The 14,339-nt window shown below is 58.6% G+C and carries 10 protein-coding genes; 3 read left to right on the forward strand and 7 right to left on the reverse strand.

Features of this window, described 5'->3' with window-relative positions:
• Positions 1 to 20: 20 nt before the first annotated feature.
• Complete coding sequence (locus FX982_RS04805) at positions 21 to 3,212, forward strand: type I restriction endonuclease subunit R (RefSeq protein ID WP_172609837.1); 3,192 nt, start codon at positions 21 to 23, stop codon at positions 3,210 to 3,212.
• A gap of 154 nt (positions 3,213 to 3,366) precedes the next feature.
• On the opposite strand, the gene FX982_RS04810 is transcribed toward FX982_RS04805, so the two are convergent.
• From FX982_RS04810 to FX982_RS04840, 7 genes are all read right to left on the reverse strand, one after another.
• Entirely contained in the window at positions 3,367 to 4,383 is a 1,017-nt protein-coding gene (locus FX982_RS04810; protein WP_172609838.1) for a hypothetical protein, read from the reverse strand.
• A 389-nt stretch (positions 4,384 to 4,772) separates the two neighbouring features.
• Complete coding sequence (locus tag FX982_RS04815; protein WP_172609839.1) at positions 4,773 to 5,774, reverse strand: restriction endonuclease; 1,002 nt, start codon at positions 5,772 to 5,774, stop codon at positions 4,773 to 4,775.
• A 104-nt stretch (positions 5,775 to 5,878) separates the two neighbouring features.
• Positions 5,879 to 6,496, reverse strand: a complete 618-nt coding sequence (locus FX982_RS04820) for a LysE family translocator (RefSeq protein ID WP_172609840.1) — start codon at positions 6,494 to 6,496, stop codon at positions 5,879 to 5,881.
• 159 nt (positions 6,497 to 6,655) lie between these two features.
• Complete coding sequence (locus FX982_RS04825) at positions 6,656 to 7,537, reverse strand: LysR family transcriptional regulator (RefSeq protein WP_172609841.1); 882 nt, start codon at positions 7,535 to 7,537, stop codon at positions 6,656 to 6,658.
• Between the two features lie 58 nt (positions 7,538 to 7,595).
• Entirely contained in the window at positions 7,596 to 8,348 is a 753-nt protein-coding gene (locus tag FX982_RS04830) for a maleate cis-trans isomerase family protein (RefSeq protein ID WP_301952917.1), read from the reverse strand.
• A 342-nt stretch (positions 8,349 to 8,690) separates the two neighbouring features.
• The gene (locus FX982_RS04835; RefSeq protein WP_172609842.1) at positions 8,691 to 10,076 is read right to left on the reverse strand and encodes an MFS transporter; all 1,386 of its coding nucleotides are present in this window, start codon (positions 10,074 to 10,076) and stop codon (positions 8,691 to 8,693) included.
• 133 nt (positions 10,077 to 10,209) lie between these two features.
• Positions 10,210 to 11,151: a LysR family transcriptional regulator gene (locus FX982_RS04840; RefSeq protein WP_172609843.1), complete on the reverse strand. Its 942-nt coding sequence runs from the start codon at positions 11,149 to 11,151 to the stop codon at positions 10,210 to 10,212.
• Positions 11,152 to 11,272: 121 nt separating this feature from the next.
• On the opposite strand from FX982_RS04840, the gene FX982_RS04845 reads away from it, so the two are divergent.
• Both FX982_RS04845 and FX982_RS04850 read left to right on the forward strand, forming a co-directional pair.
• Positions 11,273 to 12,448 (forward strand): fumarylacetoacetate hydrolase family protein, encoded by a 1,176-nt coding sequence (locus FX982_RS04845; RefSeq protein WP_172609844.1) that lies wholly within the window; start codon positions 11,273 to 11,275, stop codon positions 12,446 to 12,448.
• A gap of 48 nt (positions 12,449 to 12,496) precedes the next feature.
• Positions 12,497 to 14,281 (forward strand): IlvD/Edd family dehydratase, encoded by a 1,785-nt coding sequence (locus tag FX982_RS04850; RefSeq protein ID WP_172609845.1) that lies wholly within the window; start codon positions 12,497 to 12,499, stop codon positions 14,279 to 14,281.
• Positions 14,282 to 14,339 lie beyond the last annotated feature (58 nt).

The raw sequence follows: 14,339 nt of genomic DNA on the forward strand, positions 1-14,339 counted from the left end.
AGCAAGGAGTAGAACGCGTAATGGCGGATAGCAAGGAATATCAATTCCAGCAGGACATTATCGGCGCCCTCGCCGCCCAAGGCTGGCTTGTGGGCACGGCCGGCGGCTACGACCGCCGCACAGCGCTTTATACCGAAGATGTGCTGGGTTACTTCAAGGACGCCTGGCCGGATCGCTGGGACAAGTTCGCCAAGGCCAACCCGAACAACCCGGATGATGTGCTGGTGCAAAAACTGGTGCGCGAGCTGGAGCAGAGCGGCACGCTCGATGTGCTGCGCCATGGCTTCAAGCTTCCAGCGGTGAAGGTCGAGCTGTGCAGCTTCCAGCCCGACCACAGCATGAATCCGGATACCCTGAGGCGCTATCACTGCAACCGCCTGCGCGTGGTTCCGGAGGTCTCGTATTCACCGCATTCGCGCGATGCTAGTAATAGTGGGCACAGCTACGACCCACGTCTGGATTTGGTGCTGTTCGTCAACGGTATCCCCACCGCCACGCTGGAGCTGAAAAGCGAGTTCAAGCAGTCGGTAGAAAACGCCAAGCGCCAGTACCGTGACGGCCGCCCGGTAAAAGACCCATTGACGCGCAAGCCCGAGCCGCTGCTGACCTTCAAGCGCGGCGCGCTGGTGCATTTTGCCGTGGGGCAAAACGAAGTGGCGATGACCACCAAGTTGGCGGGTAAAGATACTTTCTTCCTGCCTTTTAACCTGGGCAGCGAGGAAGGTGGTGCTGGCAACCCAATGCCCGCCGACGACAGTCAGTACGCGACGAGCTATTTGTGGCAAAGACTGTTGCAGCCCGATGCCTGGCTTAAAGTTCTGGGGCGTTTTCTGCACTTGGACAAAAAAACCAGTGAAGGCTTCGACGGCACGCTGGTTACCAAAGAGACGATGATCTTTCCGCGCTACCACCAGTGGGAAGTGGTCAACAAACTCATCGAAACTACACATGCCGAAGGGCCGGGCAAGCGCTACCTCATCCAGCACAGCGCTGGCTCCGGCAAATCGAACTCCATTGCCTGGACTGCACACCAACTCGCTTCGATGTACAGCGCGGACGGACAGCGGCTCTTCAACTCGGTGATCGTCGTCACCGACCGCACAGTGCTGGACAGCCAGCTTCAGAATACGATTTACCAGTTCGAACATGCTCAAGGCGTGGTCAAACCGATCAGTCGTGATGTCGGAAATCAAAGCAAATCCGAACAACTGGCAGAGGCGCTCGCCGAGCAGACCCGTATCATCATCGTCACGATCCAGACGTTTCCAGCATTGTTCGATGCACTGGACAAGTACCCCAAACTGGCGAGCGGACGTTATGCAGTCATCGCTGACGAGGCGCATTCTTCGCAAACCGGTTCGTCGGCCAGCAAGCTGAAACAGATTCTCGGCAGCGATGCGCTGGACGCCGAGGAAGTCAGCGCAGAAGAGCTGTTGGACGCCGCTGTACAGGCACGCCAGCCGAACGAGCGGATCAGTTACTACGCCTTCACCGCCACGCCGAAGGCTAAAACACTTGAGTTGTTCGGACGCCCTGCCGACGCGACATTGCCGCCCAGTTCGAGCAACAAGCCAGAGCCGTTTCACCTGTACTCCATGCGCCAGGCCATCGAGGAGGGTTTCATCCTCGACGTGCTCCGTAACTACACCACTTACAGCACCGCCTGGAAGATTGCCCACCCGGATGGCGAAGATGATGAGGTAGACAGCAAAAAGGCGCGTATCAAACTCGCCCGCTGGGTGCGTTTGCACCCCTACAACATCAGCCAAAAGGTTGAAGTGATCGTCGAGCATTTCCGCACAAACATTCGTGGCCTGCTCAATGGGCAGGCCAAGGCGATGGTAGTCACCAGCAGCCGACAGGAAGCAGTGCGCTATCAGATGGCAGTGAAAGCTTACGTGCAGCAGATGGGCTACGCCGACGTCCACCCGCTGGTGGCGTTCTCTGGCAGTGTGCCGCCGGATTCGGTGATTTCCGAAGAAGTGACGGAGAACAGCAGTCTGCTGAATACCGGCCTGAATGGTCGCGACTTGGCTGACGCGTTCGACACGCAAGACTTCAACGTCATGATCGCGGCTAACAAATACCAGACCGGCTTCGATCAGCCCAAGCTTTGCGCCATGTACGTGGACAAAAAGCTTCAAGGCGTGGACTGCGTGCAGACACTGTCACGGCTTAATCGCACATTCGGTGACAGCAAGCAGACCTTCATCCTCGATTTCTTCAACGAGCCTCAGGACATCCTCGACGCCTTCCTGCCGTACTACACCAAGGCAGAGCTCATCGATGTCACTGATCCGCAGATTATTTATGACCTGCAGAAGAAGTTGGATGCCGAGGGCATCTATCACTGGCAAGAAGTCGAGGCATTCGCCATGGCGTTCTTCGATCCGAAGGCGGCCGCAAGCAAGCTCAGTTACTACTGCGCGCCGGCAAAGGAACGTTTTGCCAAGCGCTACGCCCTCTCGGTGGAAGCACGTCAACTGGCCCTGGACTTCAAGCGCACAGGAGAAGCTAACGGTGACAGCAATGGCGTGAAAAAAGCCGAGCACGCGTTGAAAGAGGCCGGCGAGCAGGTCGATCAACTCGACCTGTTCCGCAAGAACCTGCAAAGCTTTGTCCGACTGTACGAGTTTCTTTCCCAGATCGTGCCGTACGAAGATCGCGAACTCGAGCAGCTCTGCGTTTACGCCAAGCATCTGCACCCACTGCTACGCGTGGATCGCCTGCAACAAGACGACGTGGACGTGGGCGAGCTGCAATTGAGTCACTACCGCCTGAGCAAACGTGCCGAACACCAGCTGCGCCTGGGTGAGGAACGTGGTGAATACGGGATTAAGCCTGGCAGTGACGTGGGAAGCGGTAAACCACATGACCCAGAGAAGAAGCGGCTGTCGGAAATCATCGACGCTTTGAACGACATCTTCGGTGCTGAGGTTAGCGATGATGACCAGCTGCAGTTCCTGACCGGCATCGCCCAGCGTATCAGTCGTCAAGAAGACGTAATGGCTCAAGTGAACAACCACTCAGTGGATCAAGTGATGCACGGCCTGTTTCCCAAACGAGTGCTGGATACGGTATTGGACGCCATGACCGATCACGAGAAGCTGTCGCTTGAAGTGTTGGACAACGAGACGAAGAGCCGAGCGTTTGCGCTGGTGATTCTGAAGATGTTGAAGTCAGAGGCAGGTCGCGATAGATACGACTTGTAGGGCATTTAACAACGAGATTAAAACTAATGTGGTGACGGCAGCGCTCCGATTTTTTCCAACGACCACTGTTGTCCCTAGGGCTGCCTGCGAGTGGAAAAGCTTGTTAAGTGCTTGCAGAGTCGTACGCGCAAACCACGCTATGGGGAATTTACTCTCAAAGATTCTGAAAATCACGGGCTAACATGGTAGAGGCCAAAGATGGCTCAACCGCTTGATCACCGGAAAACTGCTTAGCTGCGGCGAACCCTTCTCGACGAAATCTTGCTAGCATTTCATCGTAATGGGTCAGCGTCTGGGTATTAAATCTTAGTCGCAGAGCCGTTCCTTGGTAAGAAGTCACTCGATCCTGCTTGCCCGTGCTATCAAGCAGGATTCCCGCCCCATTGCTTGCGATAAAAAAGCTTCCACCTGCACGACAAATACGGCTAGTCATGTACAAACCAAAACCGGAGTTTTGCCAAGCATCGTTAGACCGTTTTTTTACACCACGGTACATCTTGCCCGAAATCCCTGGTAGCAGAGCCATATGTAGCGCATCACGATCGCAGGCGATACTCAAATAGGGATTGTTGCGCAAACCGAAGCGAACGCCTTGCCCCACATCAAGAATCGCAACCTCCACCATGCCCTGGCTTGGCCAATACTGGCCGCAGTACTCGATAAACTCTGAGCCAGAGTGTTCAACGACATTGCGCATGATTTCGCGAATGGAGAAAGTCAGAGTGTCAACCAGGTTACCCTTAGGCTGCCTGGTCAACAGTTGCGCTATCCTAGAGGCTTTCTCCTCAATGACATCACCGGGGTTGACAGAACGCTGGGCTGCCTCCTCCTGTATCGCGCCGACGTCTAAGAGGGTCAGCGGTATGTAGGTGCTGCTGCCGTTAGCCTGCCCAGGCGCATTCCCATGGGTCAAACCGAAGGCGTGAAAAAACCCCATATGGGCCGCGTAGGTATGTTCTTTGTAGTTGAGCGCAGTAAAACGCACATCTGGTTTGCTCTGACGGAAGCGCTTCATCTCATTCGCAACGTATGCCATGGTGAAAGGCTCAACCCTTCCCATTCGATAGAAATCGAACTCGTAAATTGTGTCCTGCGGCAAACTCCACAACCGATTACAGAAATTTATCGCCTCTACAAGGGACAGATTCTGTGGCACTACGACCTTAGCCATAAGCACGTTCCTTGTGTTGATACACACCAAAACCAACCAATATCATGATGGCGCAGCGATGTCATGCGGGAAGTAGAGTAGCCGCGAAAGCGTATAGGGGATCTACATTTTCTTCACCGCTTCTCGGTTGGTGGCTCAGGTGCTTGATAAACGCTAGGTGATCATTGCCAACCGCCCCGGCCCCAGCGGCGCATCTGCAAAATGAGTCGATGGTGTCCGGAGACTTGGACAAATAAGTGCGCCAGCTGAGATCTTTTTGACAGCGACTAACGGCACCTGGGTTTACGCGGAAGCATCGCTTGTCGAAACGGAGTGACGATAGGCCATGTCCGAACCGGACCTGATGCATCACAGGAGCACTAAAGCATGCACATGCACATGCACGAAGCCTACGCAGGCATGTAGAAATAAGTCAGCGGTACCAATCGCTTGGTCTCAGGGTCAGTGGTCGGGTAATGCGCCATTAACGTTTTCGCTAATTCATCTAACGTCCACATGGTCAGATGCACGTTGGCCCGCTCCCCTTCGTAAAGCGCGTCCTTCGTGAATCCGCCGGTACTCACATACAGTCCTCGATCGTCCTTGTGTCTCCCACCAAGAAAGCTGCGGATTTCACTACTCCCCATCCGTGCATTCCGGTGCTTAACTTCGACAACGATGCGGGGCGGTTCAAACCCAAAGCCGTCAGGCGAGGCAATGATGTCTTTGCCCCGATCCGCCCCGGCTGGCGACACGAGGGTCTTGTATCCCATAGCACGCAAGATACCTGCGACCAAGTCCTGCATCTCCGACCAATCCAGGCTGTTTATTTGATCTTTGATACGCTCGAAGGCGATTTCCTGAACACCCTTCAAAGGATCATCAAGCGCTTCGGGTTCGTCGCCTAAATCTTTCACAACCGCTGAAACTGGTTTGCCGGCAGCAAGGGCAACCAACTCTTTCTGCGCGGCTTCAGCGACTTTGAACACTGTGAGAGTCGATCCCAGACTGTTTCTGCTGATCGCCTGTAGCTTGTCGCGGTCGACTTCTTGCGCATACCAATCTACAGGCCTGGTCAAAGACATACCGTTGTCCGCAAGATCGGGACGAAACTGGCAAGGGCCTACAAAACGGCCTACCAGGTAGGTGCGGTTCGCGGGAGAGTAAGTGACTACAGTGTCGCCTTCCTTGATTTCGTTGACGAAACGAAATACCTGGGATGCACCAGACACAGCGCTCGCGTCTTTGATCCCCGGCTGAAGATCCTTGTAAGCCTGGATCAATGACTTCCGGGATACACCGGGTTTCGCGGCAGGAGCCAGTTGAGCCCAACCTATGGCAGCCAGATTACGCTCCCTGAAATCGTCATAAAGACGGCCACCATCACCTCGGATCATCCACATTGTTGCCATGTTGACGCTCACTCTTTCCATAGAACCGGAGCAAGAAGGTAACAACAGTCGTTGGCTTTGGGAATGAAAGCCTAACGCAACGGATTAACTGGCAAGCTCAGTACTCACCGAATCATCTGCCTAACCCCAAGCATCACAATCACCGCCCCACACACCCGATCAATCGCCTTCTTTTTGCCGGCATACGCACCCGCAATCCGAGGCCGTGACAGCGCAGTCGCGATCAGTGCGTACCAGGCAGACGACACGAGGCCGACCATCGCCAGCATTGCCGCGAAGGTTTCAACCTCGACATGACTAGGCGCGGCAGCGGAAAAGATCGCGGCGTAAAACGCGACTGACTTGGGGTTGGCAATGTTGGTCGCGACGCCCTGTTTGAATGCGCTTCGCAGGCTCGGCATCTGGCCAGCGCGGGCGTTGAGGGTGGGCGGTTTACCGGAGGCAAATATCAGGCGCATCCCGAACCAGACGAGATAACCCGCGCCAAGGCATTTGACGACGAACGCCAACCACGGCAGCAGCGAGAAAACCGCGCCAATGCCCAGAATGGCGCATGTCGCCCAGAACAGATTCACCACCACGATGCCCGCCACCAGCATCAGTGCGTGCGCCGTTGTCGCTGAAACCGCCTTGTGCGCGACAGCCACGAAGTTGGGGCCGGGGATGATCACGCCGGCACAGTAGACCGAGAAGACAGCTGTTACGGCAGGCCAATTAACCATGTAAACGTTCCTTGTTGTCGGGTATCCAGCTGCTGGCGGATGAGATCAGTGTCAGGCAGCCCCTCACCAGCCTGCGTGACGCATCGAGGGGACAGAGCCAGGCGGTTCACCACACCTGTAGATCCCTTCGGCGATGCTTGAATATACCGGCGATAATCCTCACCCCGCCAACACATGCCGCAAAAACAACGCCCCCGCCACCGACAACCCGTCCCTCGACCTCACGCAAATGTTGAGCTCGCGGCTGGCCCATTCTTCTTCCAGCTGAACCACTTTCGCCCCGTCCATTCGGTAAATCCCTGCGCTGCCCTCCGGCATGATGCCGATGCCGACGCCTGCCTGAACCATCAGGCTCAGGGCGTCGTAGCTGGCGACTTCCATGCGAATTCTCAGGGACCGGCCGACGTCGTTGGCGGCTTTGATCAGTTGGAAATTAAGGTGGGTGCCGCTGCGCAGGGCGACGTATTCGTGGTCGAGGGTGTCGCTGAACCGTACGGACTCGCGGCCTGCCAGCGGGTGGTCGTTGGGCACGATCAACACGAGGCGGTCGGTGCGGAACGGGAAGACTTCGATGTCGGCGCCGTGGGGCAGGCGCGTGAAAATGCCGATCTCGGCGCGGTTTTCGGCGACGGCTTTGGTGATCGCCAGGCTTTGCTGTTCTTCGAGGATGATGTTGATCAGCGGGTAAAGCGCCATGAACGACTTGATCAGGCCGGGCATGAATTGGGTGATGGCAGAGATGTTCGCCAGCACGTGCACCGAGCCGCGCGTCCCGTTGGAGTAGTCGCGCATCTGCAGGACGATGTCGTTGAGGTTGTTCAGCGCGCTGCGGGCCATGAACAGCAGCGACAGCCCCGCGTCGGTCGGCGTGATGCCTTTGTTGGTGCGGTTGAGCAGCCGGGAATCGAGCAGCTCTTCCAGTTCGCTGAGCCGCTTGCTGACGGCCGCCGCCGCGATGTGTTCTCGCTTGGCGGCAGCAGCAATGGTGCCTTCTTCAACAACGCTGACGAAGAGGCGCAGCGAGACGGGGTCGAGTTTCATGTGGGGTACCGGGCGTGCTGGCCTGAGTGGCCGCCATAGTACCCCGTCAGACATCGCCTCAGAACGCGCCCGACAACAGATGGCCGGCGTTGGGAACATGCGCCTTAAGGCCGAGGGTCTTGAGCATCTGGTAGACGGTCGCCACGGACGCGGACAGCACCGGTTTATCCAGTCGATCCTGTACGACCTGGATGGCGGGCAGCGATGGCATCTGCACGCAGCACGACAGAACGATGCCGTCGGCTTGCCCGATGTTGAGCCGGTCGGCGTGGGAAACCAGATCCATCGGGTCGATGCGTCCGACTTGCAGGTTGTCGGAGACTTCCAGGCTGATGGCGTCCACCACCTCGATGCCGGCCGCTTCGATGTAGTCGATGACCTGCTGGGTGAGTGGCTTCATGTAGGGCGTGATGATCGCTACTTTCTTGTAGTCGAGCATGTGGAGGCTGTCGATCAACGCACCGGCCGAACTCAGCACGGGTGCGTCGGAAGCATTGCTGGCAACGGTTTTACTCAGACGATCCTGCGACAATTTGTGGTAACCGGCGCCCTGGCACATGATTGCCACCAGGCAGGCGTACGCCATGACATCGACCCGGGCATCGCTCAATTCCAGCGCGCAACGGTCGCTGTCGACGTCCATCTTTTTCAGCTCTTCGGGGCTGACTTTCATCATGCGCATGCGGGAGGAATGGAAGGTGAAGCGCTCGTCCGGGAACAGGGAATACCGCGACGTCAGCATCGCGGGGATCTCGGTTTCCATGGTGGTGTTGGAGCTGGGGACGATCTGGCCAATCCGGAAATTTCTCACAGGGTCTTCTCCATTTCGCCGACGGCGAGGTCATGTGCGACCGATGCTAGGAGTGACCGAGAGCGTCGTATATCAGGCAATGGCGAGCCTGCCATCGCGGCTGGCGACGGCAGGCAAAAAAAGGTAGGGATGACCGGGGCGCGATAGTAGTGCTGGCACCCGTTCATGTGGGAGCGAGCTTGCTCGCGAAGAGGCAGGAACATCCGCTGAATCTTCGGCGGCTGGAATACCGTCTTCGCGAGCAAGCTCGACTCCCACAGGTACCGCGTTTACTGCGCGAAACCTTGGCGTCTGGACCAGAGGAATATCCCACAGGGAAAAGCGGCGTTCGCTTTACCTCGTTTACGCGTGAGAAAGCACCTCGCCTCGCGCAGGCGATTCGGCCTTGTGATTGCCCAACATCGCCCGCGGGATCGACAGAATCAGTCCGGCGCTGATGAACAAACAGGCGCCCAGCACGTAGGTGCCGTTGTTGATGTTGCCGGTGAGGTTCTCGGCCACAGCGGTGATCATCGAACCGGTGAAGCCTGACAGGTTGCCGATGGCGTTGATCATGCCGATCCCCGCAGCGGCCGCGACGCCAGACAGCACGGTGCCCGGCAGGGTCCAGTAGATCGGCATCAGGCTCAGCACGCCGGACGCGGAAACGCTGAGGAAGATGATCGACAGCACCACGTTGCTGGCGAAGTAGGCGCTGAGGATCAGGCCTATACCGCCGATGATCGCCGGAATCGCTGCGTGCCAGCGGCGCTCGCCGGTCTTGTTGGAGTGCCGCGCGTTGAGGGTCATGGCGATTACAGCGATGCCGTAGGGGATGGCCGTCAGCAGACCGATGTCCATCGGATTGGAGACGCCGGCGCTTTTGATGATCGATGGCATCCAGAACGCGAGCCCGTAGAACCCGGTGTTGAAGGTCAGCAGGATCAGCACCAGCAGCCATACGCGTCCGTTGAAAAACACCTCGCGCAGACTCGTCGCCTTGCCTTTGCTGTCGCTCTCCAGATTGGCCTTGAGCATGGCCTTTTCCTGGGGCGACAGCCATTTGGCCGCGTCGATGTTATTGGCCATGAACGCCAGCACCACAAAGGCCATTACCACCGACGGCAGGCCTTCGATGATCAACAGCCACTGCCAGCCGGCCATGCCGTTGACGCCCTGCATCCGGGTCATCAACCAGCCGGAAATCACACCGCCCAGCGTCAGACTGATGGGCATTGCCATGAGGAAACCTGCCATCACCCGGCTTTGCCGACGGGTAGGAAACCAGTAGTTGAGGTAAAGGATGACGCCGGGAAAGAAGCCTGCCTCACAGATGCCGAGCAAGAAGCGCAGCACGTAGAATATGGTTTCCGACTCGATATGGAAAAACTTCGCCAGCGGCACGGTAAACGCGACGGCCATGGAGACGATGGCCCAGGTGAGCATGATCCGGGCGATCCAGAACCGCGCGCCGAAGCGATGCAGCAGCAGGTTGCTCGGTACTTCAAAGATGAAATAGCCCCAGAAGAACATGCTCGCGCCGAGGGCATAGACGGTATTGCTGAATTGCAGATCGTTGAGCATATCCAGCTTGGCGAAGCCGATGTTCACGCGGTCGAGATAGGCCGCCATGTAACACAGGAGCAGGACGGGAAGGATGCGCAGAATGACTTTGCGGTAGGTGCGGTCTTCAAAGCTGGCGTGCCCGGGACCCGAGGACTCGGGCAGGCGCTGGGAAACGGTTTCCATGGTGGGACCTCCAGGCACTCGGACGCGCCTGTATTGTTGTTATGGAGGGTCGAAACACGGGCCGATGTTACTGACAAGGGTATTGATTAGGATAATGACTTGTTTCCATTGATTGATAACGCCGGGTTATCGCTCATTGATGCGCCAGCCGTGCATTCGCCAGCAGGATTTCGGCGAATTCCGACGCCGCTCCCAGCAACGGCTCGCCGCGGCGAGTAAGAATTCCGTAGTCCTGAGGCGCCAGTTTCAGCGGCGTGTTCAGCACTTTCAACAGGCCCGAATCCAGGTGCGGCTGCGCCATGGAGGCGGGCAACATCGCGATCATCGGCCCTGCCTGCAGGACTTGCAGGAAGGTCTGCATCGAGATGGTGTCGATGGTGTTCTTCGGCGTGGGGATGCCCGCTTTGGCGAAGGCCTGCTCCATCCGTGCGCGAATCGGAGTGCCCAGTGGATACAGAATCCATGGCCAGTTTCCAAGTGCTTGCAGCGACGTCTGCGCCAGTTCGGTCAGCGGATGACGACTGTTGACGACCATGCAGAATGGCTCCGGCGCCAGAGCCTGAAAGTCGTACACCTGCTGCTGGTTTTCGTTGGTGTAGCGCGCCACCGCGAGATCAAGCTTCTTGTCGTCGAGCATTTCCATCAGGTGATCGCTGGTCTGCTCCACCACTTCGATCGACAGCAGCGGCCAGCGAGCTTTCAATTGCACGATGGCTTCCGGCAGCACCACCGCAGTTGCCGCGAAAATCGCTCCTACTTTGAGAAAACCATGCCCGCCTTCCCGCAGGCTGCTGATCTGATCAACGAACTTGCTCGCGTCGTTCAGTGCGATCTGCGCATAGCGCACCACGTGCTCACCGAGGGCAGTCGGCGGCATGTTGCGCGGCAGACGCTCGAACACATCGAAGCCCAGCAGGCGCTCGATCTCGCGCAGCATTTTGCTCACCGCCGGCTGGCTGAGGTTCATGTGTTGCGCCGCCGCGTGCATGTTGCGGGTCCGCGCAAGGGTTTCGATAAGCACCAGATGCTTGAACTTGAGCCAGTTACAGACTGTTGAGAATGAAATATCCGACATGAGCGCGGCCTCAAGGAGCGATAACCCAGTGTTATCGATTATTAAGCAGATGTCATTGGAGTTTATCGCCGGTGCTGATTAGGGTCGCTGATAAACCATAAAAAGCGTTGAGGACTTCACCATGCCGATTCAGCTCACTCCCGAAAACACCCTCCCCGCCGACGGCCTGAATGGCACGTTGATCGGCCGCGCCTGGGTGCCCGGTAAAGTCGGCGGCCCGTCGCCCGTGGTGTTGCGCAGTGATGGAGTGTTCGATCTTTCGTCGAGCTTCGCCACGTTGAGCAACTTGCTGGAGCTGGAATCGCCGGTGGCTGCGGTACGCGAAGCCCAGGGCACGCGCGTCGCCAGCCTCGAAGAGTTGCTGGCGAATTCGACCGCGACGCCTGATCCCAACAAACCGTACCTGCTGGCGCCAGCGGACTTGCAAGTGATCAAGGCCGCAGGGGTGACCTTCGCCGCAAGCATGATCGAGCGGGTGATCGAGGAGCAGGCGGCAGGCGATCCGGCCAAGGCGGAAAGCGTGCGCGCCATCGTGCAGAACGCGATCGGCGACAATCTGCGCAACATCAAACCGGGCTCCGAACAAGCCAGCACACTCAAGGCGCTGCTGATCGAGCAAGGCATGTGGTCGCAATACCTTGAGGTCGGCATCGGGCCGGACGCCGAGATTTTCACCAAAGCGCCGGTGCTGGCAGCGGTGGGCAGCGGCAGCCAAGTGGGCATTCATCCGAAATCAGAGTGGAACAACCCCGAGCCGGAAGTGGTGCTGGCGGTGAACAGCCGCGGGCAGATCCACGGCGCGACACTGGGCAACGACGTCAACCTGCGGGACTTCGAAGGGCGCAGCGCGCTGCTGTTGAGCAAGGCCAAGGACAACAACGCCTCGTGCTCGATCGGCCCGTTCATTCGGCTGTTCGACGAAACCTTTTCCCTGGATGACGTGCGCAACTGCGTGGTCGATCTGCAGGTGAAAGGCAACGACGGTTATGTCATGAAAGGCTCAAGCTCCATGTCGCAGATCAGCCGCGATCCGGCCGACATCGCTGGCCAGGCGCTCAATGCCAACCACCAATACCCGGATGGTTTCCTGCTGTTTCTCGGCACCCTCTTCGCCCCGACCGCCGACCGCGACCATGCCGGCGGAGGTTTTACCCACAAGTTGGGCGATCAGGTCAGTATCAGCAGCAGCCTGTTCGGCGGCCTGCACAACGAGGTGACCCACAGCAGTGACGCGTCGCCGTGGACGTTTGGCGTCGGCGCACTGCTGCGCAACCTCGCCGTGCGCGGTTTGTTGTAACGCTGAACACCTTACGCAGCACACCTAATTCCAAGAGAGACCCGAACCATGTCCGACACGCCGAAACGCCCCCTTCGCAGCCAGCAATGGTTCGATGATCCGGAACACGCTGACATGACGGCGCTGTACGTCGAGCGCTACATGAACTATGGCCTGACCCGCGAGGAGCTGCAATCGGGCCGACCGATCATTGGCATCGCTCAGACGGGTTCTGATCTGGCGCCCTGCAACCGCCATCACCTGGAGCTCGCCCAGCGGGTCAGAGCCGGCATTCGCGATGCGGGCGGTATTCCGATGGAGTTTCCGGTGCACCCGATGGCCGAGCAAACCCGCCGACCGACCGCGGCCCTGGACCGAAACCTGGCGTACCTCGGGTTGGTGGAAATTCTTCACGGCTACCCGCTGGACGGCGTTGTCCTGACAACCGGCTGCGACAAAACCACGCCAGCTTGCCTGATGGCGGCGGCGACCACTGACCTGCCGGCCATCGTGTTGTCCGGCGGGCCGATGCTCGACGGTCGTCACAAGGGCGAATTGATCGGCTCCGGCACGGTGCTGTGGCATGCGCGCAATCTGCTCTCGGCCGGCGAGATCAACTACGAAGGCTTCATGGAAATGACCACGGCGGCGTCACCGTCGGTGGGCCACTGCAACACCATGGGCACCGCGCTTTCGATGAACGCGCTGGCTGAGGCACTGGGCATGTCGCTGCCCGGCTGCGCGAGTATTCCGGCGGCGTACCGCGAGCGCGGGCAGATGGCCTACATGACCGGCAAGCGCATCTGCGATCTGGTTCGTGAAGACGTGCGTCCTTCGCAAATCATGACCCGCGAAGCCTTTGAAAACGCAATCGCGGTGGCCTCGGCCCTGGGGGCTTCGAGCAACTGCCCGCCGCACCTGATCGCCATCGCCCGGCACATGGGCGTCGAGTTAAGCCTCGACGACTGGCAGCGCATCGGCGAAGACGTGCCGTTGCTGGTCAACTGCATGCCCGCCGGGAAGTACCTGGGCGAAGGCTTTCACCGCGCAGGCGGCGTGCCAGCGGTGATGCACGAGTTGCAGAAGGCCGGCAAGCTGCACGAAGACTGCGGCACGGTTTCCGGCAAGACCATCGGTGACATCGTGCGTAACGCCGTCGCCCACGACGCCGACGTGATCCGTCCGTATGAAGACCCGCTCAAGCACCGCGCCGGTTTCATCGTGTTGAGCGGCAATTTTTTCGACAGCGCGATCATGAAGATGTCGGTGGTCGGCGAAGCGTTCCGCAAGACCTATCTGTCCGAGCCGGGCGCGGAGAACAGCTTCGAGGCGCGCGCCATTGTGTTCGAGGGCCCGGAGGATTATCACGCGCGGATCAACGACCCTTCGCTGGAAATCGACGAGCGCTGCATTCTGGTGATCCGTGGCGCCGGCACGGTCGGTTATCCCGGCAGCGCCGAAGTGGTGAACATGGCGCCGCCGTCTGCGCTGATCAAACAGGGCATCGACTCGTTGCCCTGCCTGGGCGATGGCCGGCAAAGCGGCACGTCGGCCAGCCCTTCGATCCTCAATATGTCGCCGGAAGCGGCGGTGGGCGGCGGCCTGGCCCTGCTGAAAACCAACGACCGGCTACGCGTGGATCTGAACAACCGCAGCGTCAACGTGCTGGTCAGCGACGAGGAAATGGCTGCACGCCGCGCGCTGTTCGAGCCGAAGATGCCGGCCTCGCAAACCCCGTGGCAGGAGCTGTATCGGCAGTTGGTGGGGCAATTGTCCACCGGCGGATGCCTGGAACCGGCGACCTTGCATTTGCGGGTGATTGCACGGAGTGGCGAGCCGCGGCATTCCCACTGAGTGGAAGGTCTGGAGCACGACGCCACTCCAACTGTGCCAGGTGACTTGCCCTGATCGT

The organism is Pseudomonas graminis (assembly GCF_013201545.1).
In the GTDB taxonomy this organism is placed as follows: Bacteria; Pseudomonadota; Gammaproteobacteria; order Pseudomonadales; family Pseudomonadaceae; genus Aquipseudomonas.

Coding starts and splice junctions, on each gene's coding strand:
- FX982_RS04815 (WP_172609839.1), bottom strand. CDS start 5,774: ATGGCAACAATGTGGATGATCCGAGGTGATGGTGGCCGTCTTTATGAC.
- FX982_RS04825 (WP_172609841.1), bottom strand. CDS start 7,537: ATGAAACTCGACCCCGTCTCGCTGCGCCTCTTCGTCAGCGTTGTTGAA.
- FX982_RS04820 (WP_172609840.1), bottom strand. CDS start 6,496: ATGGTTAATTGGCCTGCCGTAACAGCTGTCTTCTCGGTCTACTGTGCC.
- FX982_RS04840 (WP_172609843.1), bottom strand. CDS start 11,151: ATGTCGGATATTTCATTCTCAACAGTCTGTAACTGGCTCAAGTTCAAG.
- FX982_RS04845 (WP_172609844.1), top strand. CDS start 11,273: ATGCCGATTCAGCTCACTCCCGAAAACACCCTCCCCGCCGACGGCCTG.
- FX982_RS04850 (WP_172609845.1), top strand. CDS start 12,497: ATGTCCGACACGCCGAAACGCCCCCTTCGCAGCCAGCAATGGTTCGAT.
- FX982_RS04835 (WP_172609842.1), bottom strand. CDS start 10,076: ATGGAAACCGTTTCCCAGCGCCTGCCCGAGTCCTCGGGTCCCGGGCAC.
- FX982_RS04810 (WP_172609838.1), bottom strand. CDS start 4,383: ATGGCTAAGGTCGTAGTGCCACAGAATCTGTCCCTTGTAGAGGCGATA.
- FX982_RS04805 (WP_172609837.1), top strand. CDS start 21: ATGGCGGATAGCAAGGAATATCAATTCCAGCAGGACATTATCGGCGCC.